This is a genomic window from Streptomyces sp. NPDC054813 (assembly GCF_053611365.1).
On record NZ_JBSHAF010000034.1, the window covers coordinates 19,973 to 41,701 of the forward strand.

General features: G+C 72.1%; 18 protein-coding genes. 8 read left to right on the plus strand and 10 right to left on the minus strand.

Annotated elements, in window-relative coordinates:
- The first annotated feature begins 194 nt into the window (after positions 1-194).
- A complete protein-coding gene (locus ACWGJB_RS43760) occupies positions 195-833 on the plus strand; it encodes an HAD family hydrolase (RefSeq protein WP_453385614.1) in 639 nt (212 codons plus the stop codon).
- Here the strand turns inward: ACWGJB_RS43760 and ACWGJB_RS43765 are convergent.
- Entirely contained in the window at positions 806-1,060 is a 255-nt protein-coding gene (locus ACWGJB_RS43765; protein ID WP_351711398.1) for a hypothetical protein, read from the minus strand. The two genes, ACWGJB_RS43760 and ACWGJB_RS43765, sit on opposite strands and share 28 nt — an antisense overlap.
- 188 nt (positions 1,061-1,248) lie before the next feature.
- Here ACWGJB_RS43765 and ACWGJB_RS43770 point away from each other — a divergent pair, with 188 nt between their 5' ends.
- Entirely contained in the window at positions 1,249-1,632 is a 384-nt protein-coding gene (locus tag ACWGJB_RS43770) for a cold-shock protein (RefSeq protein WP_093501504.1), read from the plus strand.
- A gap of 51 nt (positions 1,633-1,683) precedes the next feature.
- On the opposite strand, the gene ACWGJB_RS43775 is transcribed toward ACWGJB_RS43770, so the two are convergent.
- The 4 genes from ACWGJB_RS43775 to ACWGJB_RS43790 form a co-directional block, all read right to left on the minus strand.
- The gene (locus tag ACWGJB_RS43775) at positions 1,684-2,535 is read right to left on the minus strand and encodes a 1,4-dihydroxy-6-naphthoate synthase (RefSeq protein ID WP_453385615.1); all 852 of its coding nucleotides are present in this window, start codon (positions 2,533-2,535) and stop codon (positions 1,684-1,686) included.
- Complete coding sequence (locus tag ACWGJB_RS43780) at positions 2,522-3,286, minus strand: futalosine hydrolase (RefSeq protein WP_453385616.1); 765 nt, start codon at positions 3,284-3,286, stop codon at positions 2,522-2,524. Before ACWGJB_RS43780 ends, ACWGJB_RS43775 begins: the two co-directional genes overlap by 14 nt.
- The gene (locus ACWGJB_RS43785; protein WP_453385617.1) at positions 3,256-3,729 is read right to left on the minus strand and encodes a DUF2771 domain-containing protein; all 474 of its coding nucleotides are present in this window, start codon (positions 3,727-3,729) and stop codon (positions 3,256-3,258) included. The genes ACWGJB_RS43780 and ACWGJB_RS43785 overlap by 31 nt, the downstream gene beginning before the upstream one ends.
- Before the next feature lie 80 nt (positions 3,730-3,809).
- Positions 3,810-5,210 carry an MFS transporter gene (locus tag ACWGJB_RS43790; protein WP_453385618.1) on the minus strand — a complete coding sequence of 467 codons (1,401 nt, stop codon included), beginning with the start codon at positions 5,208-5,210 and terminating at the stop codon, positions 3,810-3,812.
- 400 nt (positions 5,211-5,610) lie between these two features.
- Between ACWGJB_RS43790 and ACWGJB_RS43795 the strand changes: the two genes are divergently transcribed.
- Complete coding sequence (locus ACWGJB_RS43795; protein WP_453385619.1) at positions 5,611-6,537, plus strand: DUF3027 domain-containing protein; 927 nt, start codon at positions 5,611-5,613, stop codon at positions 6,535-6,537.
- A 28-nt stretch (positions 6,538-6,565) separates the two neighbouring features.
- Here ACWGJB_RS43795 and ACWGJB_RS43800 read toward each other — a convergent pair whose 3' ends face one another.
- Entirely contained in the window at positions 6,566-6,793 is a 228-nt protein-coding gene (locus ACWGJB_RS43800) for a hypothetical protein (protein WP_453385620.1), read from the minus strand.
- Positions 6,794-6,937: 144 nt separating this feature from the next.
- Here ACWGJB_RS43800 and ACWGJB_RS43805 point away from each other — a divergent pair, with 144 nt between their 5' ends.
- Positions 6,938-10,054 (plus strand): sacsin N-terminal ATP-binding-like domain-containing protein, encoded by a 3,117-nt coding sequence (locus ACWGJB_RS43805; protein ID WP_453385621.1) that lies wholly within the window; start codon positions 6,938-6,940, stop codon positions 10,052-10,054.
- A gap of 110 nt (positions 10,055-10,164) precedes the next feature.
- Here the strand turns inward: ACWGJB_RS43805 and ACWGJB_RS43810 are convergent, their stop codons facing one another.
- Together ACWGJB_RS43810 and ACWGJB_RS43815 are read right to left on the minus strand one after the other, a co-directional pair.
- Complete coding sequence (locus ACWGJB_RS43810) at positions 10,165-10,392, minus strand: DUF7683 domain-containing protein (protein WP_360485648.1); 228 nt, start codon at positions 10,390-10,392, stop codon at positions 10,165-10,167.
- Positions 10,389-13,931: a colicin E3/pyocin S6 family cytotoxin gene (locus ACWGJB_RS43815; RefSeq protein ID WP_453385622.1), complete on the minus strand. Its 3,543-nt coding sequence runs from the start codon at positions 13,929-13,931 to the stop codon at positions 10,389-10,391. Before ACWGJB_RS43815 ends, ACWGJB_RS43810 begins: the two co-directional genes overlap by 4 nt.
- A gap of 519 nt (positions 13,932-14,450) precedes the next feature.
- Between ACWGJB_RS43815 and ACWGJB_RS43820 the strand changes: the two genes are divergently transcribed.
- The 4 genes from ACWGJB_RS43820 to ACWGJB_RS43835 all read left to right on the plus strand — a co-directional run bounded on the left by ACWGJB_RS43820 (position 14,451) and on the right by ACWGJB_RS43835 (position 18,789).
- Positions 14,451-14,885: a hypothetical protein gene (locus ACWGJB_RS43820; protein WP_453385623.1), complete on the plus strand. Its 435-nt coding sequence runs from the start codon at positions 14,451-14,453 to the stop codon at positions 14,883-14,885.
- A gap of 289 nt (positions 14,886-15,174) precedes the next feature.
- Positions 15,175-16,746: a trypsin-like serine protease gene (locus ACWGJB_RS43825; RefSeq protein WP_453385624.1), complete on the plus strand. Its 1,572-nt coding sequence runs from the start codon at positions 15,175-15,177 to the stop codon at positions 16,744-16,746.
- A gap of 120 nt (positions 16,747-16,866) precedes the next feature.
- Positions 16,867-17,796: a hypothetical protein gene (locus ACWGJB_RS43830; RefSeq protein ID WP_453385625.1), complete on the plus strand. Its 930-nt coding sequence runs from the start codon at positions 16,867-16,869 to the stop codon at positions 17,794-17,796.
- A 159-nt stretch (positions 17,797-17,955) separates the two neighbouring features.
- Positions 17,956-18,789, plus strand: coding sequence for a hypothetical protein (locus ACWGJB_RS43835; RefSeq protein ID WP_453385626.1), 834 nt, complete (start codon positions 17,956-17,958; stop codon positions 18,787-18,789).
- 60 nt (positions 18,790-18,849) lie between these two features.
- On the opposite strand, the gene ACWGJB_RS43840 is transcribed toward ACWGJB_RS43835, so the two are convergent.
- Positions 18,850-21,249 (minus strand): HAD-IC family P-type ATPase, encoded by a 2,400-nt coding sequence (locus ACWGJB_RS43840; RefSeq protein ID WP_453385627.1) that lies wholly within the window; start codon positions 21,247-21,249, stop codon positions 18,850-18,852.
- Positions 21,250-21,359: 110 nt separating this feature from the next.
- On the minus strand, positions 21,360-21,617 hold the full coding sequence (locus ACWGJB_RS43845; RefSeq protein WP_453385628.1) for a DUF2530 domain-containing protein: 258 nt from the start codon (positions 21,615-21,617) through the stop codon (positions 21,360-21,362).
- Positions 21,618-21,729 lie beyond the last annotated feature (112 nt).

The following is a 21,729-nucleotide window of genomic DNA, read 5'->3' on the forward strand; positions in this document are numbered from 1 at the left end:
GCGCCGGGTCCGGTTGTCGGGCGGCTGCGGGTGCGTGGGGGCTTGTCGCGCCCACGCGGCGGAGCCGAATATCGGACACAGCCCCGCGCTCCTTCAGGTGGGACGAGTGGACCCACTTTCTCGGGGACGCGGGGAACTGCGCGAACGACCCCCACCGGCCCGCAGCCTCCAGACGGCCGACCCTCCCGGGCACAATGGCCCATATGACTTCTCGCGCCCTCACCGTCGGCTTCGATCTCGACATGACCCTCATCGACTCCCGGCCCGGGATCCACGCCTGCTACACGGCGCTGGCCGAGCGGACGGGGACCTTCATCGATGCCGATCTGGCGATCACCCGGCTGGGGCCGCCGCTCGCCGAGGAGTTGATCAACTGGTTTCCGGCCGAGCGGGTCGCGGAGATGAGTGATCTGTACCGGGCCATGTATCCGGAGATCGCGATCGCCGCGACGCCCGCCATGCCGGGCGCGCAGGAGGCGGTCGCGGCGGTGCAGGGCACGGGGGGCAAGGCCGTCGTGGTCACCGCGAAGTACGAGCCCAATGCGAAGCTGCATCTCAGCCACCTCGGCATAGTCCCCGACGCGGTGGTCGGTGACCTCTGGGCCGAGCAGAAGGCCGTCGCACTGCGCGAGCACGGCGCGGGCGTGTACGTCGGCGACCACGTCGGCGACGTGCGCGGGGCACGTACCGCCGGAGCGCTGTCCGTCGCCGTGGCCACCGGGCCGTGCGACGCGGACGAACTGCTCGCGGCGGGCGCCGACGTGGTTCTCGGGGACCTCACCGAACTCCCGGCCTGGCTGTCCGCCTACCGCGAGGACGCCTCCCGGGCCTGACGGCGCCCGGCCGCGATCGACTGGAGCACTCCGGCGCCGGCGACCAGGAAGCCGACGCCCATGAGCATGCTCAGCAGGTACATGTAGGTCGGAAAAGGCTTCGCACCGAGGAACAGCGGTATCACGGTGACGAGAGTGGCCACCGTACCGATGAAGAAGAGCACGGCACCGGCGCGGATCAGTCGGTCACCGGGCCCGGCGGAATTCGCTTGGGTTTTGTCACGCACTCGACCAGGGTAGTTCCCTGCCCGAAGGAACAACCGGGCGACGTCTTGTCACGCGCCCGCAGACCATTAGCCTTGGTACCGGCGGGTCGTGGTCGACCCGCCCGAGTGCTATCAAGGCCCGTTCCAGAGCTGTTGCATTCAGAAGTTTCCCGAGCAGTTTCCGACGAGATACGAGGACGAGGACAGACGTGCCTACCGGCAAGGTCAAGTGGTTCAACAGTGAGAAGGGCTTCGGCTTTCTCTCCCGCGACGACGGCGGTGACGTCTTCGTCCATTCCTCGGTTCTCCCCGACGGGGTCGACGCACTCAAGCCCGGACAGCGCGTGGAGTTCGGCGTCGTCGCCGGTCAACGCGGTGACCAGGCACTGTCGGTGGTCCTGCTCGACCCCACCCCGTCGGTCGCGGCCGCCCAGCGCAAGAAGCCGGACGAACTGGCCTCGATCGTGCAGGACCTGACGACCCTGCTCGAAAACATCACGCCGATGCTGGAGCGCGGCCGTTACCCCGACAAGGCGGCCGGCGCGAAGATCGCCGGGCTGCTGCGCGCGGTCGCGGACCAGCTTGACGTGTAAGCGCGTAAGAGACCGGCAAGTCGCGTAAGCGTGCAAGTCCCGTAAGTGTTTTTACGGGAAATCGAGTGCGTGCGGACCGAGGGGCGGCACGAGTCCCTCGGCCGCCGCCCGGGTGAGCAGTCCGCGTACCGCCGCGTAGCCGTCCTCGCCGAGTTCCGAGGTGAACTCGTTGACGTAGAGCCCGATGTGCTGGTCGGCGACGGCCGGGTCCATCTCCTGGGCGTGCGCCATGACGTAGGGCCGGGAGGCCTCGGGGTCGTCCCAGGCCGCGTGGACGGACGTACGGATCGACTCGGCGAGGCGGGTGAGCGTCTCCGCGCCCAGGGACCGCTTGGCGATGATCGCGCCGAGCGGGATCGGCAAGCCCGTCGTGTTCTCCCAGTGCTCGCCCATGTCGGCGAGCTTGTGCAGCCCGTAGTTCTGGTAGGTGAAGCGCGCCTCGTGGATCACCAGCCCCGCGTCGACCTTGCCGTCCCGTACGGCCGGCATGATCTCGTGGAAGGGCATGACCACGATCTCGCCGACGCCACCGGGGAGCGTGTCCGCCGCCCAGAGGCGGAACAGCAGGTACGCCGTCGACTTCTCGCTCGGTACGGCGACCGTACGGCCCGTGAGGTCCGTCCCGGCCTCCCTGGTCAGCACCAGCGGCCCGCAGCCCCGCCCCAGCGCGCCCCCGCAGGGCAGCAGCGCGTACTCGTCGAGGACGTACGGCAGTACGGCATACGACACCTTCAGCGCGTCGGACTCGCCGCGCTCGGCCATGCCGTTGGTGATGTCGATGTCCGCGAAGGTCACGTCGAGCGCGGGTGCGCCCTCGACGCGGCTGTGGGCGAGGGCGTCGAAGACGAAGGTGTCGTTCGGGCAGGGCGAGTACGCGATGCGCAACGAGTCAGCGGTGGTCATGTGGGTTCCAACTCTCCAAAGCGGGCGCGAGCTTCCCGAAGGCCTCGGTCAGGGCGGCCAGGGCGTCCGCGATGCGCCAGGCGGCGCGGTCGCGGGGTCCGACGGGGTTGGAGACCGCGCGTATCTCCAGTACGGGCACGCCGTGCGCGGCGGCCGCCTCGGCCACGCCGAAGCCCTCCATGGCCTCGGCGAGGGCGTGCGGATGCCGGGCGCGCAGTTCGGCCGCGCGGGCGGCGGAGCCGGTCACGGTGGACACGGTGAGTACCGCTCCGGGGCGGGCGCCGGTCGCCTCGGCGGTAGCTCGTACGAGTGAATCCGGCGGACGGTGGCTGACGGTCCCGAACCCCAGTTCGGTGACCGGCACGAACCCGTCGGCCGTCTCGGCGCCCAGGTCCGCCGCGACGATCTCGTCGGCGACGACCAAGGAGCCCACGGGGGCCGCCGGCCGGAAACCGCCGGCGATCCCGGCGGAGACCACCAGGGCGTAGGGCCGGCCGTCCAGGGCGGCGGCGGTGAGGGCGGTCGCGGTGCCCGCGGCGGCCAGGGCCGGTCCGACTCCGGCGGCGAGCAGGTCGTACCCCGCGCGTGTCTCGCGCGTGCGATGCAGCAGAACCGAGCCGGGCAGCCGTACCTCGGCCGTCCCCGCTGTGAACGCCCCTGCCACCGCGTCCCGTTCGGCCGGGACCGCGGTGGTCACGAGGATGCGTACGGCGGACGTGGTCAGGCGTCCTTCTTGAGCTTGAAGGACCACAGGCCCAGCACCGACTTGTCGCCCTCCTTGATGGAGACGAGGGTCGAGTCGCCGGAGGCGCCGTACTGGGCGTTGAAGAACACGCTGCCCGGGATCGTGCGGTAGGTCTTGGTGCTGGAGTCGGTGAGCGCCTGACCGTTCATCAGGATCGTCCAGCCGTTGTCCGCGATCTTCGGGTCGACGCCGAAGCGGACCGTGTCGTCCGGGTCCACCTTGATGGACTTGATCCCGGTGTCCTTGATGCAGCTCGCGAGGGAGGCCGTGTTCAGAGCCTTCCCGTCGTTGTAACAGGTGGCCTCGGAGTTGACCGAGGCCGTACCGACGGTGATCGTGGCGATCGGCGTCGGCTTGTCACAGGCCGACAGGACGAGCAGTCCGGCGGAAACGGCGCCGGCGGCGGCGACGACGCGGCGGCGTCGCGAGCGGGATTGCAGCGTGGTCATGGCCGAAGGCTATCGGGACCTCCCGGCCCGCTCCCCATGTGGGGTACGGCGTGCCCGGTTCGTTACGCCAGCCGCGTTCCTCAGGCCACCCTCGCCCGGCCACGGGTGCCGTGCCGGGCGGAGCCGATCAGGCCGCGCAGGGTGGCCAGCCAGCCGGCCGCCACGATCACGGCGGCCACCACCAGGCCCAGGGTGCCGTTCAGCGGCATCACGATGCCCACCGCCCCGCCGAACACCCAGGCCATCTGGAGCAGCGTCTCCGAGCGGGCGAACGCCGAGGTGCGCACCGCCTCCGGCACGTCCCGCTGGATCAGCGCGTCCAGGCACAGCTTGGCCAGCGCCTGGGCGAATCCGGCCACCGCGGCGAGGACGGCGACCAGGAAGGCGCCGAAGAACAGGGCCGCGACGACCGCCGTCCCCAGCACCACGGCGACCACCGTCACGATGATGATCTCCGGCGCCCGGGAGCGCAGCCAGGCCCCCACCGCCGTACCGAGCGCGTTGCCCGCGCCCGCCGCGACGCCCACTATCCCCAGCGACACCGCCGCGCTCTCGCCGGTCAGCGGGTGCTCGCGGAGCAGGAACGCCAGGAAGAAGATCAGGAAGCCGGAGAGGCAGCGCAGGGTCGCGTTCGCGCCGAGCGCGTGCGTGACGGCGGGGCCCACCGTCCGCAGCCCCGGCCGCTTCGCCTCCTTCCGGAGCGGGCCGTGCAGATGCTCCTCGTCGGCGGCGAGCAGCGCCACGTCCTCGCCCTTGGCCGAGTCGACCTTCGAGGGGAGGGTGAAGGAGAGAACCGTCCCGGCAACGAAGATCACGAAGGCGCCGTAGAGCGGCCAGGGGTCGCCGACGGCGTGCAGCCCGGCCCCGATCGGGGCGGCCACACCGGTGGCGAGCAGCCCGGCGAGGGTGACCCGTGAATTGGCCTTCACGAGGGAGAACCGGGGCGGCAGCAGGCGGGGCACGACGGCACTGCGCACCACGCCGTACGCCTTCGACGCGACCAGCACCCCGAGCGCGGCCGGATACAGCTCCAGACTGCCGCCGGCCACCGCCCCCGAGATGATCAGCGCGAGCAGCGCCCGGGCGAGCATCGCGCCGGCCATCGCGGCGCGGCGGCCGTGCGGGAGGCGGTCGAGGAGGGGGCCGATGACCGGGGCGAGAACGGTGAAGGGTGCCATGGTGATGGCGAGATAGAGCGCGACCCGCCCCCGGGCCTCGTCGGTGGGCACGGAGAAGAACACGGTGGAGGCGAGGGCGACGGTGATCATGACATCGCCCGCGCCGTTGACCGCGTGCAACTCGATCAGCTTGCCGAGACCGGACTCACCGGCGCCGTGCGCGTGCGTGGCCTTGCGGATACCCCGGGCGGTACCGGTCACCGGGAGGTGCAGGGCACGCCCGACGGAGCGGACGGCACCGCGCACGCGGCCCGCGCCGCTACCGACCCCGACGGTGTGTTGGGGGGATTTCGCGGTTGCCACGTCGTTCATAGTGCCCTGAGACGACAGTTCCTACTGCACTTTGTGACCAAGCGAGTCGGAGACGGCGCGCGGAACGACTGCCCGCGGCTACGGCGCCCTGAAGGGGCGCGGGGAACTGCGCGCCCAGCCCCCGCTCGCCTGCACCCGCCGACGGACCTGACCCGGCACCCCCCCCACCGCCTTCGGCCCCCCCGCCGCCGCGCAGGCATCGCGGCGGACTGTCCCCCACTACCGGCGACGGGGTAGCGTGCGTATCTCAGCCATAAAGCACAATGGATGGCAGAGGTGCGCCCGAGCGCGATCGGACGCGGACGTCGATGCGGCCCACAGGTCCGCTCCGTCCGCCCCACCGCCGGAGGCAGCCGCACTCGTGAGACGGCGTAGGAGAGAAGCGATACCTGTGAGCGCAGCGACAACGCGAAGCCGCACCCCCGACCGTCTGTGCGCCGAGGCGGTCGACCTCGCCCGGACCGCCGCCGAGGAGGCCGCCGCACCCGGAGTGGTCGGCGAGCACGCCGGAGCGGTCGCGGAGGGTGACCGTGTCGTCACGCACTACTTCGAGTGCAAGGAACTCGGGTACCGCGGCTGGCGCTGGGCGGTGACGGTGGCCCGCGCCTCCCGCGCCAAGCTCGTCACGCTGGACGAGGTCGTCCTCCTCCCGGGCTCCGACGCCCTCCTCGCCCCCGAGTGGGTGCCCTGGAGCGAGCGGCTGCGCCCCGGCGACATGGGCCCCGGCGACCTGCTCCCCACCGAGGCCGAGGACCTCCGCCTGGAGCCCGGCTACACCGGCGAGGACGGACCGGAGCCGAACTCCCCGGTCTCGGCGGAGATGGAGGAGCTGGCGGAGGCGGAGGACGCCGAGGTCACCGCGGGCACGCCCGCCCACCTGCCCACGGTCCCCTCCCGGGGCACGATCGCGTCGGTCGCCGAGGAACTGGGCATGCGCCGCGCCCGCGTCCTGTCCCGCTACGGCCTGCACATCGCCGCCGACCGCTGGGAGGAGTCGTTCGGCGCCAAGACCCCGATGGCCCAGGCGGCCCCCGCGACCTGCGTCAGCTGCGGCTTCCTCACCCCCATCGGCGGCTCCCTGGGCCAGGCCTTCGGCGTCTGCGCCAACGAGTTCTCCCCGGCCGACGGCCGGGTCGTCTCGTTCTCCTACGGCTGCGGCGGCCACTCGGAGGCCGCGGTCATGCCGAAACCTCCGGTGGTGGCACCCCCGGTGATCGACGAGACCCGCGTCGACCCCTTCCCGCTCCGCCCGGCCTCCGACTCCGGCTCGGTACCGGCGACGGAGGACGAGACGTCGGCGGAACTGGGTCACTCGTAGTCCCGCTCCCTGCCGGAGTGACGGCCGGTCAGCCCCCGGCACCGGCCGCCCGGTTCCCGAGCGCCGCCAGGAACGCGCCGTCCGCCACCACGGCCGCCGGCAGGGCATCCCGTGAGCCGTCGGTTTCGGCCGGCGGGCCCGACACGGCCCGGCCGGCCGCGGTGCCCGGCGGTCCGGCGGCCTTCAGGAGCGTCATCGCGGCCGTGGCACGGTACGGCGGGGCGAGGCGCCCGGCCAGGGCGTAGCGGGTGATCACGCACGGCGCCACGGTGCGGCCGGCCACCGCCGGTGCCGGGCCGGGGCACGGGCTTCCGCTCCTTGGCTGAGCGGGGCGGGTACGCGGACGGGTGGGCTCTCGGCGCGCGGTACCTTCGTCCTCACGCCGATGAGGAGAGAAAACGTGAGCAAGTTCGTGCGGCCGGCCGCCGAGGGCGCCGACCCCTTCGGCACCGCCCGCCTGCGCCGCGGTGTCCTCGACGCCTGGGCCACCAGCCCCGCCCGGTTCCGGGAGGACGCCAACGCCGAGGAGGACCTGGTCCTCGGCGGCTACCGGGACCGGCTCGTCGTGGAGCTCGCCCAGAACGCCGCCGACGCCGCCGCCCGCGCCGGGGTCCCCGGCCGGTTCCGGCTCACCCTCCGCGACGGCGTCCTGTTCGCCGCCAACACCGGCGCCCCGCTGGACGCGGCCGGCGTCGAGTCCCTCTCCACCCTGCGGGCCTCCGCGAAGCGGGAGGAGACCGAGAGTGCCGTCGGGCGGTTCGGGGTCGGCTTCGCCGCCGTGCTGGCCGTCACCGACGAGCCGGCGGTGGTCGGCCGGCACGGTGGGGTGCGGTGGTCGCTCGCCGAGGCGCGGGAGCTGGCCGAGGAGACCGCCCGGCACAGCACCGGTCTCGGGGACGAGATCCGTCGCCGGGACGGCCATGTGCCGCTGCTCCGGCTCCCGTTCGCCGCCGAGGGCACCGCCCCGGACCCGTACGACACGGTCGTGATCCTGCCGCTCCGGGACACCGCCGCCACCGATCTCGCCGAGCGCCTGCTCGCCGCCGTCGACGACGCCCTCCTGCTCGCCCTGCCGGGGCTGGAAGAGGTCGTGATCGAGAGCGGCGACACCGTACGCACCCTGCGCCGCGGCACCGACGGCGCGCTCACCGTCGTGGACGACTCGCAGGAGGGCACGACCCGCTGGCGTACCGTCTCCGCGCACGGCTCGCTCACCCCGGAGCTGCTGGCCGGCCGGCCGGTGGAGGAGCGGCTGCGCCCGCACTGGTCGCTGACCTGGGCCGTGCCCACGGACGGCGCGGGCGCCCCCGACCGCCCGCGCACCGCCGCCGTGCTGCACGCCCCCACTCCCAGCGACGAGCCGCTCGGTGTCCCCGCCCTGCTCATCGCGTCCTTCCCCCTCGACACCACCCGCCGGCACGCCGCCCCCGGCCCGCTCACCGACTTCCTGGTGCAGCGCGCGGCCGACGCGTACGCCGAACTCCTCGGCGGCTGGCGGCCGGTGGGGGAGGGGATCATCCATCTGGTGCCCGGCCCGCTCGGCAAGGGCGAGCTGGACGGCGCGCTGCGCCAGGCGATCCTGGAGCGGCTGCCGCGCACCGCGTTCCTGCCGCCCGCCGTCGAGGCCGGAGACGACAGCGAGCTCCCCGAGGCGTTGCGGCCGCGGGACGCCGAGATCGTGGAGGGGGCGGGCGCGGACACGATCCGGGTCCTCGCCGAGGTGCTCCCCACGCTCCTGCCCGCCGGTCTCGAACGCCGGGTGGAACTACGGACGTTGTCCGTCAGCCGGCTCCCGCTCGCCGACGCCGTCGACCGCCTGGCCGGCCTCGAGAAGGACCCGGACTGGTGGTGGCGGCTCTACGACAGCCTTGCGGGCGTCGACCCGGAGCGGCTGTCCGGGCTCCCGGTGCCGCTGGCCGACGGGCGGACCACCATCGGCCCCCGCCAGATCCTGCTCCCCACCCCGGACGCGGTCATCGACCCCGAGGTCCTGGCCCGGCTCGGCCTCAAGGTCGCCCACCAGGACGCCGCCCACCCCCTCCTGGAGAAGCTCGGCGCGCTGCCCGCGACCCCGCGCGCGGTCCTCACCACCCCGCAGGTGCGGGCCGCCGTGGCCGCCTCTCTGGACGACGAGGGAGGCGTGAACTGGGAGGAGGACACCCCGGACGCGGAGGAGCTGGCGGACACGGTCCTCGCCCTGGTCCGGGATGCCGGCCTGGAACCCGGTGACGAGCCCTGGCTGGGCGCCCTCGCCCTGCCTGACGAGGACGGTGAACCGGCGCCCGCCGGTGAACTCGTCTTTCCCGGCAGCCCGTTCGCCCGGGTGATCAGGGGGGACGAACTCGCCGCCGTGGACGCCGACCTGGCGGAGAAGTGGGGCGAACAGCCGCTGGCCGCCTGCGGGGTGCTGGCGAACTTCGCCCTCGTCCGTGCCACCGACGTCGTCCTGGACCCGGACGAACTGGAGCCCCGCGAAGGCGACTTCGCCGAACCCGACGACGCCGGTCTGCTTGACGCCGTGGACGTCTGGTGCGAGGACATCCTGGACCGCTTCCCGGACACCCCCGTACCCCCGGTCGCCACCGAGTTGGTCGCCGTCCGCGACCTCGACCTCGTCGACGAGGACCACTGGCCCGAGGCCCTCGCGCTGCTCGCCCGGCCGCCGCTGCGCGACGCCCTCACCCAGCCGGTCCGCATCCTGCTGCCGGACGGCACCCACGAGGTCGTACGGCCGTACACGGCCTGGTGGCTGCGCGGCCACCCGGTGCTGGACGGCCGCCGCCCCGCCGGTCTGCTGGCCTCCGGCGGCGACCCGCTGCTGCGCGGCCTCTACGAGGAGGCCGACGCGACCGGCTTCGAGGACGAGCAGGTGCTCCGGGCGCTGGGGGTACGGACCTCGGTGGCCGCCCTCCTCGACGAGCCTGGCGGCGCCGCCGAACTCCTGGACCGCCTCGCCGACCCGGACCGCTCGGTCACCGGGGCCCAACTGCACGCCCTGTACGGCGCGTTGGCGGACCTGGACCCTGAGCGGGTGACCCTCCCCGACGAGCTGCGGGCGGTGGTCGACGGCCGGGTGGAGGTGGTGGACGCGGCGGACGCGGTGGTCGTCGACTCGCCGGACCTGCTGCCGTTCACGACCGGCGTCCCGCTGCTCCCGGTACGGCCCGCCCGCGCCGCCGAACTGGCCGAACTGTTCCAGGTGCGGCGGCTGAGCGAGTCGGTGACGGGGTCGGTCGACTCGGAGGGGACCGAACACGACGTCCCCGAGCCGGTCCACGTCCTGCTCGGCCCGCGCACCCCGGGGACCTACGTCGAACACGAGGAGCTGGTGGTCGACGGCGTCGAGATCGACTGGCGGCTCACCGGGGACGGCGTCCTGCACGCGGCCACCCTGGAGGGCGTCGCTGCCGGTCTCGCCTGGGCGGCGGGCCAGTGGCCGCGCCGCTTCGAGGTGGCCGCGCTGCTGGAGGACCCGTCCCGCACGGAGGAACTGGCCCGGGACCGCTGGTTCGACTGAGGTCGAAAGGCGACGGCCCGGGACCCCGGCAGGGGCCCCGGGCCATGTCAGACCGATCAGACCGATCAGACCGATCAGGCCGGTAAGACGGGTAAGACCGGTAAGACCGGTCAGGCTTCCACTTCCAGGAAGTACTCGAAGCGGTCCAGGTCGAGTGCCATGCCGGTCAGCCGGTGGAAACCGTCCGCGTGCTCCGGCCCCAGCGGATACACGTCGGTGAGCCGGTCCGCGGGCATCGCCAGCAGCCCCGCGAACGCGTCCGCGCCCACGGACGAGACGTCGGTGACCGACTCGGGGGTGTCCTCGTCCTTGGCGTAGCGGGCGACGAGGTATTTCATGGGGTCACCTTCCGGGTTCCGTCCGCGGGCTTGGTCTGGGCACCAGTATCGGGGTCGAACTCCCCGAGGTGCTTGCCCCGCTTGTTGTACTTCTCGACCGTCCCGTGCTGGGAGTCCCACTCGTAGATCTCCCCGCTGCCCGGGTCCTTCCACCGCTTGCGTAGGCCCCCGCCGCCCTGCACGGGCGTCTTCGGCTTGGCACGGGCGGCCTTGGGGAAGCCCGGCAGGCTGCTGGGCGCCGGCTTCGGGCCCGGCTGGACGACCTTGTTGACGTTGCTCTTGCTCTGCGCCTCACGCAGCGCCTGGCCCAGGCCGTCGTTGAACCGGCCCACGCCGTCGGCGGTGGTGAAGCCGCCCGAGACGACCAGCGTCGTGCTCGCGGCAATGGCCGGGGCCCCCGCGAGACAGCCGATGCCGGTGATGCACAGCGCGCCGCCGGCGATGTCGCCGGAGCCGCCGACGCCCATCATCACGACGCCCGCGCCGGTCTCGGCCAGACCCGTCCAGACGTCCTCGTTGGTGAGGATCGCCTCGCCGTAGGTGAGGACGGTGTCCGCCGTGTCCTCCAGCCAGTCCGGGACCCAGTCGCTGCCGGAGTCCTCGTCCGGCGCGTCCTGGCTCTGGGCCTTGCGCCAGGCCTCCTCGGTCTTGCGGTACTCGGCCTCCTCCTGCTTCTGCTTGGTGACCGCGGTCCGGAAGGCGTCCTCGAACGCCTTGCCGGCGGCCACCGAGTCCTTGCCCGCGGCCGTCGCCGACGCGCGGGCGTCCTGGGCCGCGCTCCACGCCTCGTCGGCCGAGCCCTGGGCCCAGTTCGCCGAGGACTGCGCCTGGGTGGCCGACTCGACGGCCCGGGCCGCCGCCGCGTGGGCGTCCTCCTCCGCGGCCCGCGCGGTCCTGGCCGAGGCCGCCGCGTTCGCCGCCGACGTCTCCGCGTCCTTGGCGGACTCGAGGGCGTCGTCGGCGTACCCCTTGGCGGCCTTCGCCGAGGCGTCGGCCTGCTTGGCGTACTCCTTGGCCTCGGCCGCGGCCTTGCGTGCCGTGGCGGCGACCTTGCCGGCCTCGGCGGCGTTCTTCTGGGCGGTGGCGGCCACCGAGGCGGCCTCCGAGATCAGCTGCTGGACCAGGGCGACATGCCCGGCCGCGAGCTGGTCCTTGCGCTGCGCCTGGTACTGGCCGTGCTGGATGAACGCGTGCAGCAGCGGCGCGGGCCCCTCCAACGCGATCCTGGCCGCCGCCTTGACCTCGGGGCCGCCGCTGTCGACGAGCTGTGCCGCGCGGACCCGCTCGTCCTCGGTGCGGGCCTGGTACTGGCCGTCGGTGACGAAGGTGCGGTAGCGGTCCACGGAACCGGAGTTCAGCGCCGCGCGGCCCGCCTCCTGGACGCCGGGACCCCCGGTGGAGACGACCCGCGCGATGTAGACGCGCAGGTCGTCGGCCATCGCCTGGTACTGGCCGTCCTTCAGGAAGGTGCTGATCCGGGCCGTGTCGCCGGCCAGGGCCTGCTCGGCTCCGCCGCGCACGTCGGACGACGGCGAATCCAGGGCCAGCGTCTCCACCCTGGCCCGTTCGTCCGCCTGCGCCGCCTCGACCCGGGCGGTACGGACATACGACACCACCTCGGCGGCGTCACCGGAGAGCGCGTCCCCCGCCGCCGAACGGCTCCAGGGCCCACGGGACTTCAGGGTGCGCAACGCGAGGTCACGCCCGTCGTCGGCGATCTTCTGCAGGTCGGCGCCGGGTGCGGAGGCATCCGTGCTCAGCTGCCGGGCATCGGCTTCGAGGGCCGCGGAGGCCTGTGTCGCGCGGTTCAGCGCCGCCTGCCGCTGCTCCTCCTGCGCCTTGAGCTCCCGGGCCCGCGCGACGGCCTCGTTCGTACGGGCGGTCAGCTCCTCGGCCTCGATCTGACGGGCCAGCGTGAACACCGACCTGGCCTTGGCCACGGCCGCGCTCGCGACGTCCGCCGCCTCCTTGGCGGACTTGGCGTGGGCGGTCGCCTGGGCCGCCGCGTTGGCGGCGTCCGTGGCGTGGTCGGCGGCCGCGTCGGCCGCCTTGGCCGCGTTCTCGGCGTGCGTGGCGGCGGAGTTGGCCGCGTCGCGTGCCTCGCCTGCGGCCGTCGCCGCCTTGCGGGCCAGGCTCTCCGCGGCGTTCGCGGCGCGGGTGGCCTCCGCGGCCTGGGCGCGCGCCGCCGAAGCCGCCGCGGCGGCCTCCGCGGAGTGCACGCCGGCCTGGTCCGCGTAGGCGCTGGCGTCGCTCGCGGCACTGGCGGCCGCGTCGGCGTTGCCGCCCGCGCTCGCCGCCGCCTTCGCCGCGTCCCCGGCCGCGGTCGCGGCGACCCCGGCCTGGTTGGCGGCGTCCGCCGCGAGCCGGGCGCCCTTGGCCGCGGTACGGGCGTCGTCGGCGGCCTTGCGGGCGGTGCTCGCCTTGGTGGCGTCCGTGGCGGCGTCGGCCGCCGCCCCGCGGGCCCGGCTCGCGGCCTGGGCGGCACCGGTCGCGGCGGCCGCGGCCTGGGTGGCCGCGTTGGCCGCCGTGCGGGCCGAGTTGTTGGCGGCCCGGGCCGCGTCGATGGCCTGCTGGGCCGCCTTGGCGGCCTGGCCCGCGGCCGTGGCCGCGCGGGAGGCGGCGGACGCGGCACGCACCGAGTCCTTGCGGGCCGCCTCCGTCTCCTTCGCCGCCTTCTGCGCGGCCTCCTTGGCCAGCGCCGAGGCCGCGACGGCCCGCGCCGAGGCGTCCTTGGCGGCCTCCGTCTCCGCCTTCGCCTGGCGTCCGGCCTCCTTCGCCTGGGCGGCGAGCTGGGCGACCGTGGCGCGTTCCTGATCCCGTGAGCGGGCGACGTACTGGCCGACCTGGAGGAACTCGCGGATGTCGGCCGCGGTGCCGTCCAGCGCGACCCGGCCCGCTGCCCGGACGTTGGGTCCGCCCGTGCTCACGATCTGCACGAGCTGGACCCGCTCGTCCTGCTCGCGCTCCGTGTACTGGCCCTCGTCGAGGAAGGCGGTCATGTCGTCGGTGGTGCCGTTGAGCGCGGCCCGGCCGGCGTCCTGCACGCCTGGCCCGCCCGCGTCGACGATCTGCGCGATGCGGACGCGCTGGTCCTGCTCCAGCGGTGCCTTCCAGCCGTCCTTCAGGAGGGCGGTCAGGTCGTCCTGCGACCCGGCCAGCGCCTTGCGGGCGGCCTCCTGCAGCCCCCGTCCGCCGATGCTCGCGACCTGCGCGGTCTGGACGCGGTCGTCCTGGTAGGCGGCCTCGGGAGCGACGTCGTCGAGGAAGTGCCGTACGTCGGTGTCCGCGCCGGTGAGGGCGACCTCCGCGGCGGCCCGCACTCCGGGCCCGCCCGCCTGCCACAGCTCCAGGACCCGGCCGCGGTCGGTGTACGCCCCGCTCGTCGGGTCGGAGTCGCCGGCGGGAGAGCCGGCTGCCTGGGCCGGGGCGGGGCCGAGCAGTCCGGCGGCGATCGCCAGGGGCAGCAGGCCCAGTGCCGTTCTGCGTATCAGACGTGTGGTGTTTCCAGCGGTATCGAACTGGTCAGTTCTTCGATTCACTGAGTACCTGTCTCGGTAATCGGCGACGACCCCCGAAAAGCGAGTCGCCGAATGGTCGACGGGTAAGCATAGTCATCGTTTTCCCGAGGGGGATGTGAATAAGATGTCGGCGGTGCAGCGAATGCACCGGCCTGCTTATATCGGACAAGGGGGATCTTCCGGAGCGGGTGTGTCGTGGGTGCGGGGCCGAGGTTGACGGAACGGCGAACCTTTGCTTACTCTGTGCCTCGACTTTACGTTCGAGGCAATCAGGCCCGACCAGCCTGCGATGCCGCGGACCTGTATTCACACGGGGATGAAGGGGGGACCGGTTGCGCCTGCGCGCAACCGGCTGATCTGGGCATCTGTCGGCCGCGAACGGCCGCTGCCCACGCATGTCTGCATTTTCTCATCGCATCCTGGCGGGGGTCTCTCGATGCGAGGATCCACGCCGGAAGGGAATCTTCGGTGCCTTTCCGTGCCCGAAATCTCGTCGTTTCCGGAATAGCGGCCGCGTGTGCCACGCTGGCCGGAATTTCCGTGGCATCGGCCGACGACCCACCGCAATCCCCGTCGGATTCGACCCCGCCCGCGGCGGTCGAGGACTACGGTTATCCCGGTGCCGACCACGTGCTCGCCGAAAAGGGGATCCGGCTGAAGAAGGGTGACGGGCACATTCTGCTGGCGGACTGCGACCAGGGCGCCCAGCAGATCCGGGTGCTGACCCGCAAGGACGACTCCGTGGGCCGGGCCGGCACCTACTGTTTCCAGGCCACGGCGAAGACCGGCCGCCTCACGCTGGAACTCCCGCAGGTCTTCATGGTGGAGGCGGGCGCCGACCACCCGGTCCGCGCCGACCTGACCAGCAACGGCCAGACCACCTCGGTCAGCGTCCCCAAGGGCGGCTTCCAGTCCGTCGGCGAGGGCACCGGCGGCGCACCGTCGGTCCTCGTCGAACTGCTGGTGACCGGCTGAGCACGACCGGCGCACCGAGCTCCGCGGTGCGCTGAGCGCCGAGTTCCGCGGGGTTCCGGCCTGCGCCGAGAGCCCCGAGTCCGTGGGTTCCGAGTCCGTGGATTTCGAGTCCCGTGGGTCCCGAATCCCGTGGGTTCCGTCGAGCACCGGGCGCTGCGTGCCGCCGGTGCCGTCTGTGCCGCAGGTGCCGAGGCGCCTCCGCTCCCCCCTTGCCCGTCCGCATGCTCCTCCGCTTCCCCCCTGCGCCCTGCGCACCCTGGGGAAGCCCGCCTTCCGATTCGAGGGAAACGTGAAAGACGTCCGTCCGCGCAGCGCGCGCATGGTGTGGGCCGCCGGTCTCGCGGCCGCCGGTCTGACGACCGGTCTGCTGACCGCGGCCCCGGCCCAGTCCGTCGTCGGTGACCAGGTCGCGGACGGTGCCGACCAGTACACGGTCAAGCTCCACATCGCCGGCGGCACCGACAACGAACGCGGCTGCTCCGGCACCCTGGTCGACCAGCAGTGGGTTCTCACCGCCGCCAGCTGCTTCGCCCCGGATCCCCGGCAGGCGACCGCGCTCACCCGGGGCGCGCCGCCCCTGCCCACCCTCGTGACCGCCGACGGCAACGCGCCCACGCCGACGGCCGAGCTGAAGCAGCGGGTGCGCGAGATCGTGCCGTACCCGGGCCGCGACCTGGTCATGGCGCGTCTCGAGGACCCGACCACCGCCACCGACCCGCTGGACGGACCGTTCCCCGACATCGCCTCCGCCGACGTCAGCGGCGCCACCCCGGCCCAGGGCGACCAGCTCACGGCGATCGGCTACGGCCGCACCAAGCTGGAGTGGGTTCCCGCGCGGGCCCACACCGGATCCTTCGGCGTGGACGTCGTCAACCCCACCACCCTGGCGATCTCGCCCGCCGCGTCCGGCGGCGCCCTGTGCAAGGGAGACGCGGGCGGTCCCGTGCTCAACGCCGGCGGCAGGGTCGTCGGCGTGGTCAGCGCCGCCTGGGACGGCGGCTGCTTCAACTCGCGGGAGACCCGCACCGGGGCCGTCGCCACCCGGGTCGACGACATCGCCGACTGGGTGCAGAAGGTGCTGCTGACGAACCGCCAGAAGTACGTCACCGACGTCATGACCGCGGCCGACTTCGACGGCGACGGCCGTACGGACATCGCCACGCTGCTCACCAACGGCTCGGCCCAGGTCTTCCAGGGCCGTGCCGACGGCACACTGGAGTACGGCTCCTTCCTGAAGGTCGTCGGACGCAGCAACCAGAAGGAGCTCGTCGCCGGGGACTTCGACACGACCCCCGGGACCGAGCTGATCTCGGCCGACACCGAGGGCGACCTCACCCTGTTCAGCAAGCGCTCGTGGGTCCCGGACCTCTACAGCCGCGCCCAGCTGTGGACGGACGCCGGCTGGAAGAACGGCCTGCCCGTGGCCGCCCTGCGGACCGGGAAGGCGGGCCGCGACACCCTGCTCTTCCAGTGGTCCGACGGCTCCCTCTACAGCTACAAGCGGGACGCCGACGGCAACCTCGTGAACCAGAAGAAGTCGATGTGGCCGGACAAGACCTGGAAGAAGAAGCACATCGCCACCGCCGACTTCACCGGTGACGGGCGGGACGACATCGCCGCCGTCGCCTCCGACGGGGCGCTCCACCTCTACCCGGCCAAGGCCGACGGCACCTTCGACAAGGCCCGTTCGATGTGGTCCGACAAGAGCTGGAGCACCATGCGCGCCGTGGTCGGCGGCGACTTCGACGGCGACGGCAAGGCGGACCTGGCCGCGCTGTGGGCCAACGGCGACCTGAAGTGGTACGCGGGCGACGGCAAGGGCGGACTGGCGGCGGGCAAGACCATGTGGCCGACGGTCTGAGCAACCGCGGGAAGGAACGTCTCACACGACTTTTGATTTATCGCACAACCTTTCCCCTCCCCTGTGGATCTGATCGGGCGAGTCAACAGACTCCCCGGTCACTTCCATGCAGGGGAACCTATGCGCATACGCGCCACCGTGGTCGCCGTCTCCGGCGTCCTGGCCCTCTCCGCCCTCGCCGTGCCGGCCGCACAGGCCGCCGGCGGCTCTTCCTACAGCCCCTCCGGCCTGGCGAAGCTCGCCCAGGCGCACCAGGGCACCGCCGGCCGGTCGGCGTACACCGCCTCGACCGCGGACGACGCGGGCGACCCCTACGCGCTGGACCTGTCCTTCTCCAACGTCCAGGTCAACAAGGGCAAGCCGATCGTCGCGGGCACCACCACCCACGGGACGTTCCCGGTCACCTACACGGTGACGCACGGCGCCGACGTCGACATCCACGCGGACGACTTCCTGATGGACGTCGAGATCTACCGCGGCGCCACCATCGACGACCCGGCGAACGAGCTGTTCGGCGTGGACTGGCCGTCCTGCACGGACACCTCGACGACCACCGCCAGCTGCAAGGGCACCATCGACGTCTACGCGGACGAGGAACTCTCCAACGCCGACGCCACCACCTGGAAGGCGTTCGGCGTCGCGATCGCCCTCAACGGGCAGGACCCGACCAGCGACGACTGGAGCAAGATCGGCGTCGCCGAGCAGGACAAGCTGGCCACCACCAAGCTCCAGCGCCTGTCGAAGCTGACGGTGAACGCCGCCCCGGAGCCGGTGACGAAGGGCAAGACCATCACGGTCACCGGCAAGCTGTCCCGTGCCAACTGGGACGACGGCAAGTACCACGGCTACGCCACCCAGTCCGTGCGGCTGCAGTTCCGCAAGAAGAACTCCAGCATCTACACGAACGTCAAGGGCATCAAGTCGTCCTCGACCGGCACGCTGAAGACGACCACCAAGGCGACGGTGGACGGCTACTACCGCTTCTCCTTCGTGGGCACCTCCACGACCCCGGCGGTCAACGCGACGGGCGACTACGTCGACGTGAAGTAACCCCATGGGGACGTAATCCGGTCGCAAAGGAATCAAAATCTGACCGGATTACGTCTCGCTCGTACAACCACTCCCGCCCCTCGTGGATCTGATCACCGAGTCAACAGACTCCCTAGATCACTTGGGCCTCGCGCCCACTGTTCTCCACTTGGGGAATCCATGCGCATTCGTGCCACTGTGGCCGCCGTCTCCGGCGCCCTGGCCCTCTCCGCCCTCGCAGTCCCGGCCGCACAGGCCGCCGGCGACTCGGGCACCCCGTACACGCTGAACGCCAGCTTCTCGAACCTGTCGATCGCCAAGGCGGTCAAGGTCGGCACCACCGCCAAGGTCAGCGTCAAGTACACGTACAAGCTGACGCACGGCGCCGACGTGGACATCACCGCGAAGGACTTCTACACGGACGCCTTCCTCTACAAGGGCTCCTACAGCGACACGGCCCCCGAGCTGTACGGCGATGCCGACTCGGCGACCTGCACCGCCACCTCCTCGACCACCGCCACCTGCGCTGGTTCCGTCGACATCTACCCGGCCGACGGCGACCTGAAGAGCGTCTGGGCCGGCAGCTGGAGCGTCGCCGCCGAGGCCGTCGCCTTCAACGGGCAGAGCCCGACCAACCCCGACCTGAGCAAGGTCGGCTACAAGGACCAGAGCGGCCTCGCCACCACCCTGGTCCAGCGCAACTCGAAGCTGACGGCCAACGCGGGCCCCGAGCCGGTCGCGAAGGGCAAGACCCTCACGGTCACCGGCAAGCTCTCCCGCGCCAACTGGGATGACAACCTGTACCACGGCTACGCCAGCCAGCCGGTCAAGCTCCAGTTCCGCAAGGCGGGTACGAGCACCTACACCACCGTCAAGACGGTGTCCACGGACTCGTCCGGCAACCTGAAGACCACCACCACCGCCAACTACGACGGCTACTGGCGCTTCAGCTTCGCCGGCACCTCGACTACCCCGGCGGTCAGCGCCACGGGCGACTACGTCGACGTGAAGTAAACCCTGTCAGTGCGGCTCCGCCACGTGGGCACCCAGCCCTCGCGGCGGAGCCGCACTGTTCTAGTCGGGGAAGCGGCGCTCCACCCACCTCCAGGAGAACTCCAGCAAGGCCGACCCCACCACGGCGATACCGACGGCAGTCCACGGCATCACCACCCCCACCAGCTTCAGCGCGAAGAAGCTCTGCAGGGCGGGTACCGCGAGGACGAAGACGAAGGCCACGCCCATCGAGGCCACCAGCGCCACCCGCCACCAGGTGTACGGGCGGGCGATGATCGCCAGGACCCACATCGAGATCAGGAACAGGGTCAGGGTCGCCGCGCTGGTCTCCGCGTCCAGGGAGCCCGGTCCCGTGTAGTAGTGGCGGGCGAGCAGATACGTCACGAAGGTCGCGACGCCGGCCAGCACCCCGCCCGGGATCGAATAACGCATCACGCGGCGCACGAAGTGCGGTCTGGCCCGTTCCTTGTTGGGGGCGAGGGCCAGGAAGAAGGCCGGGATGCCGATGGTGAGGGTGGACAGCAGGGTCAGGTGTCGGGGCAGGAAGGGGTATTCGACCTGCCAGCAGACCACGAGCACCGCGAGCAGGACCGAGTAGACCGTCTTGACCAGGAACAGGGTGGCGACCCGGGTGATGTTGCCGATCACCCGGCGTCCCTCGGCGACCACCGAAGGCAGCGTGGCGAAGCTGTTGTTGAGCAGGACGATCTGCGCGACCGCCCGGGTGGCCTCGGAGCCCGATCCCATCGAGACACCGATGTCCGCGTCCTTCAGGGCGAGTACGTCGTTCACGCCGTCCCCGGTCATCGCGACCGTGTGCCCGCGTGACTGCAACGCCCCCACCATGTCCCGCTTCTGCTGCGGGGTGACCCGGCCGAAGACGGTGCCCCCGTCCAGGGCCTCGGCCATCTCGCCGGGCTCCGCGGGCAGCCGGCGCGCGTCCACCGTCGTACCGCTCAGGCCGAGCTTCGCGGCCACGGCACCGACCGACACCGCGTTGTCGCCGGAGATCACCTTCGCCCGGACCTCCTGGTCGGCGAAGTAACGGAGCGTGTCGGCGGCGTCGGGGCGCAGCCGCTGCTCGAGGACCACCAGCGCGGTCGGGCGGGCGCCCTCGGCCACCTTCGCGTGGTCGAGGTCCCGGGTGGAGCGGGCGAGCAGCAGCACCCGCAGCCCCTCCTCATTGAGGCGTACGGTTTCGGCCAACGCCGGGTCGCCGTCGTCGAGCAGCACGTCCGGCGCCCCCAGCAGCCAGGTGCTCAGCTCCCCGTCGCCCTCGCTGAAGGTGGCCCCGCTGTACTTGCGGGCGGAGGAGAAGGGCAGCGACTCCACGCACCGCCAGTCCTCGCTGTCCGGGTAGGCGTCGATGATCGCCTGGAGGGAGGCGTTCGGACGCGGGTCCGACTCGCCGAGCGAGCCCAGCACCTTGCGTACGTAACTCTCGTCGACCCCGTCCAGCGCCCGCAGCTCGGTGACGTCCATGCCGCCCTCGGTGAGCGTGCCGGTCTTGTCGAGGCAGACGGTGTCGATGCGGGCGAGGCCCTCGATCGCGGGGAGTTCCTGGACCAGGCACTGCTGGCGGCCCAGCCGGATCACGCCGATCGCGAAGGCGACGGACGTGAGCAGGACGAGACCCTCGGGGACCATCGGGACGATGCCGCCGACCGTGCGGGCGACGGCGTCCTTGATCCCGTTGTTCTTGACGACCAGCTGGGTGGCGACCAGGCCGATGGCGGCCGGGACCATCATCCACGTCACGTACTTGAGGATGGTCGAGATACCGGAGCGCAGCTCGGAGTGGACCAGCGTGAAGCGGGAGGCCTCCTCGGCGAGCTGGGCCGCATAGGCCTCCCGGCCGACCTTCGTGGCCGCGAAGGCGCCACCGCCGGCCACCACGAAACTCCCCGACATCACCTGGTCGCCGCGGCGTTTGACGACCGGGTCGGCCTCACCGGTGAGCAGCGACTCGTCGATCTCCAGGCCGTCGGCCTCGGCACACACGCCGTCCACCACGATCTTGTCGCCGGGGCCGATCTCTATGAGGTCGTCGAGCACGATCTCGCTCGTGCCCACTTCCACCGCGGCCCCGTCGCGGCGCACGGTCGGCCGCGCCTCGCCGATCACCGCGAGCGAGTCCAGGGTCTTCTTCGCCCGCCACTCCTGCACGATGCCGATGCCCGTGTTGGCCAGGATCACGAAGCCGAACAGGCTGTCCTGGATCGGCGCCACCACGAGCATGATCACCCACAGCACACCGATGATCGCGTTGAACCGGGTGAAGACGTTCGCGCGCACGATCTCGCCGAACGAGCGGCTGCTGCGCACCGGAATGTCGTTCACCTGGCCGCGCGCGATCCGCTCCGCGACCTCGGCGGCGGTCAGCCCGCTCGTCCGGGCCGGGGCCGGCAGCGGAACCGGATGCACAGGGTCGAGTTCCGCGCCCGCGTCGATGTGCGTCATACGTTCGACGGTACGTGCGGATTTGCGCGTTCACCTGCCGAGTGCCCGGAAGATCCGACCAGGGGAGGAGCGAAGTCGTGCCCTGGTTGTAGGCGGCCCCGGGGTCTCCCCTACAGGGAGCGTGCGGTCTGCGCCCGCTTGATGGCCGCGTCCCGCTTCTTCACGTACCAGATGCCGATCAGCCCGAGGCCGCCGCCGGCCAGGCAGGTCCACACCCACCAGGTGTGGCCGTGGTCGGCGTACCAGCCGTAGAAGGGGAGCTGGGCCAGGAAGAGGACGAACCAGACGAGCGTGCCGCCGATGATCGTCGGCACCACGGGCCCCTCCAGGGGTTCCGGTGCCTCGTGCTGGGGGGTCCACTTCGCCATGGTGCTCAGCTTACGCATCCCTGGGGTCTACGCGCGGAGATAGCGATCTATCACTCATACGTTCATACTGAAACCGTTTGTGTCTGGCTACTTCTGATCGTAGGAACCTCCA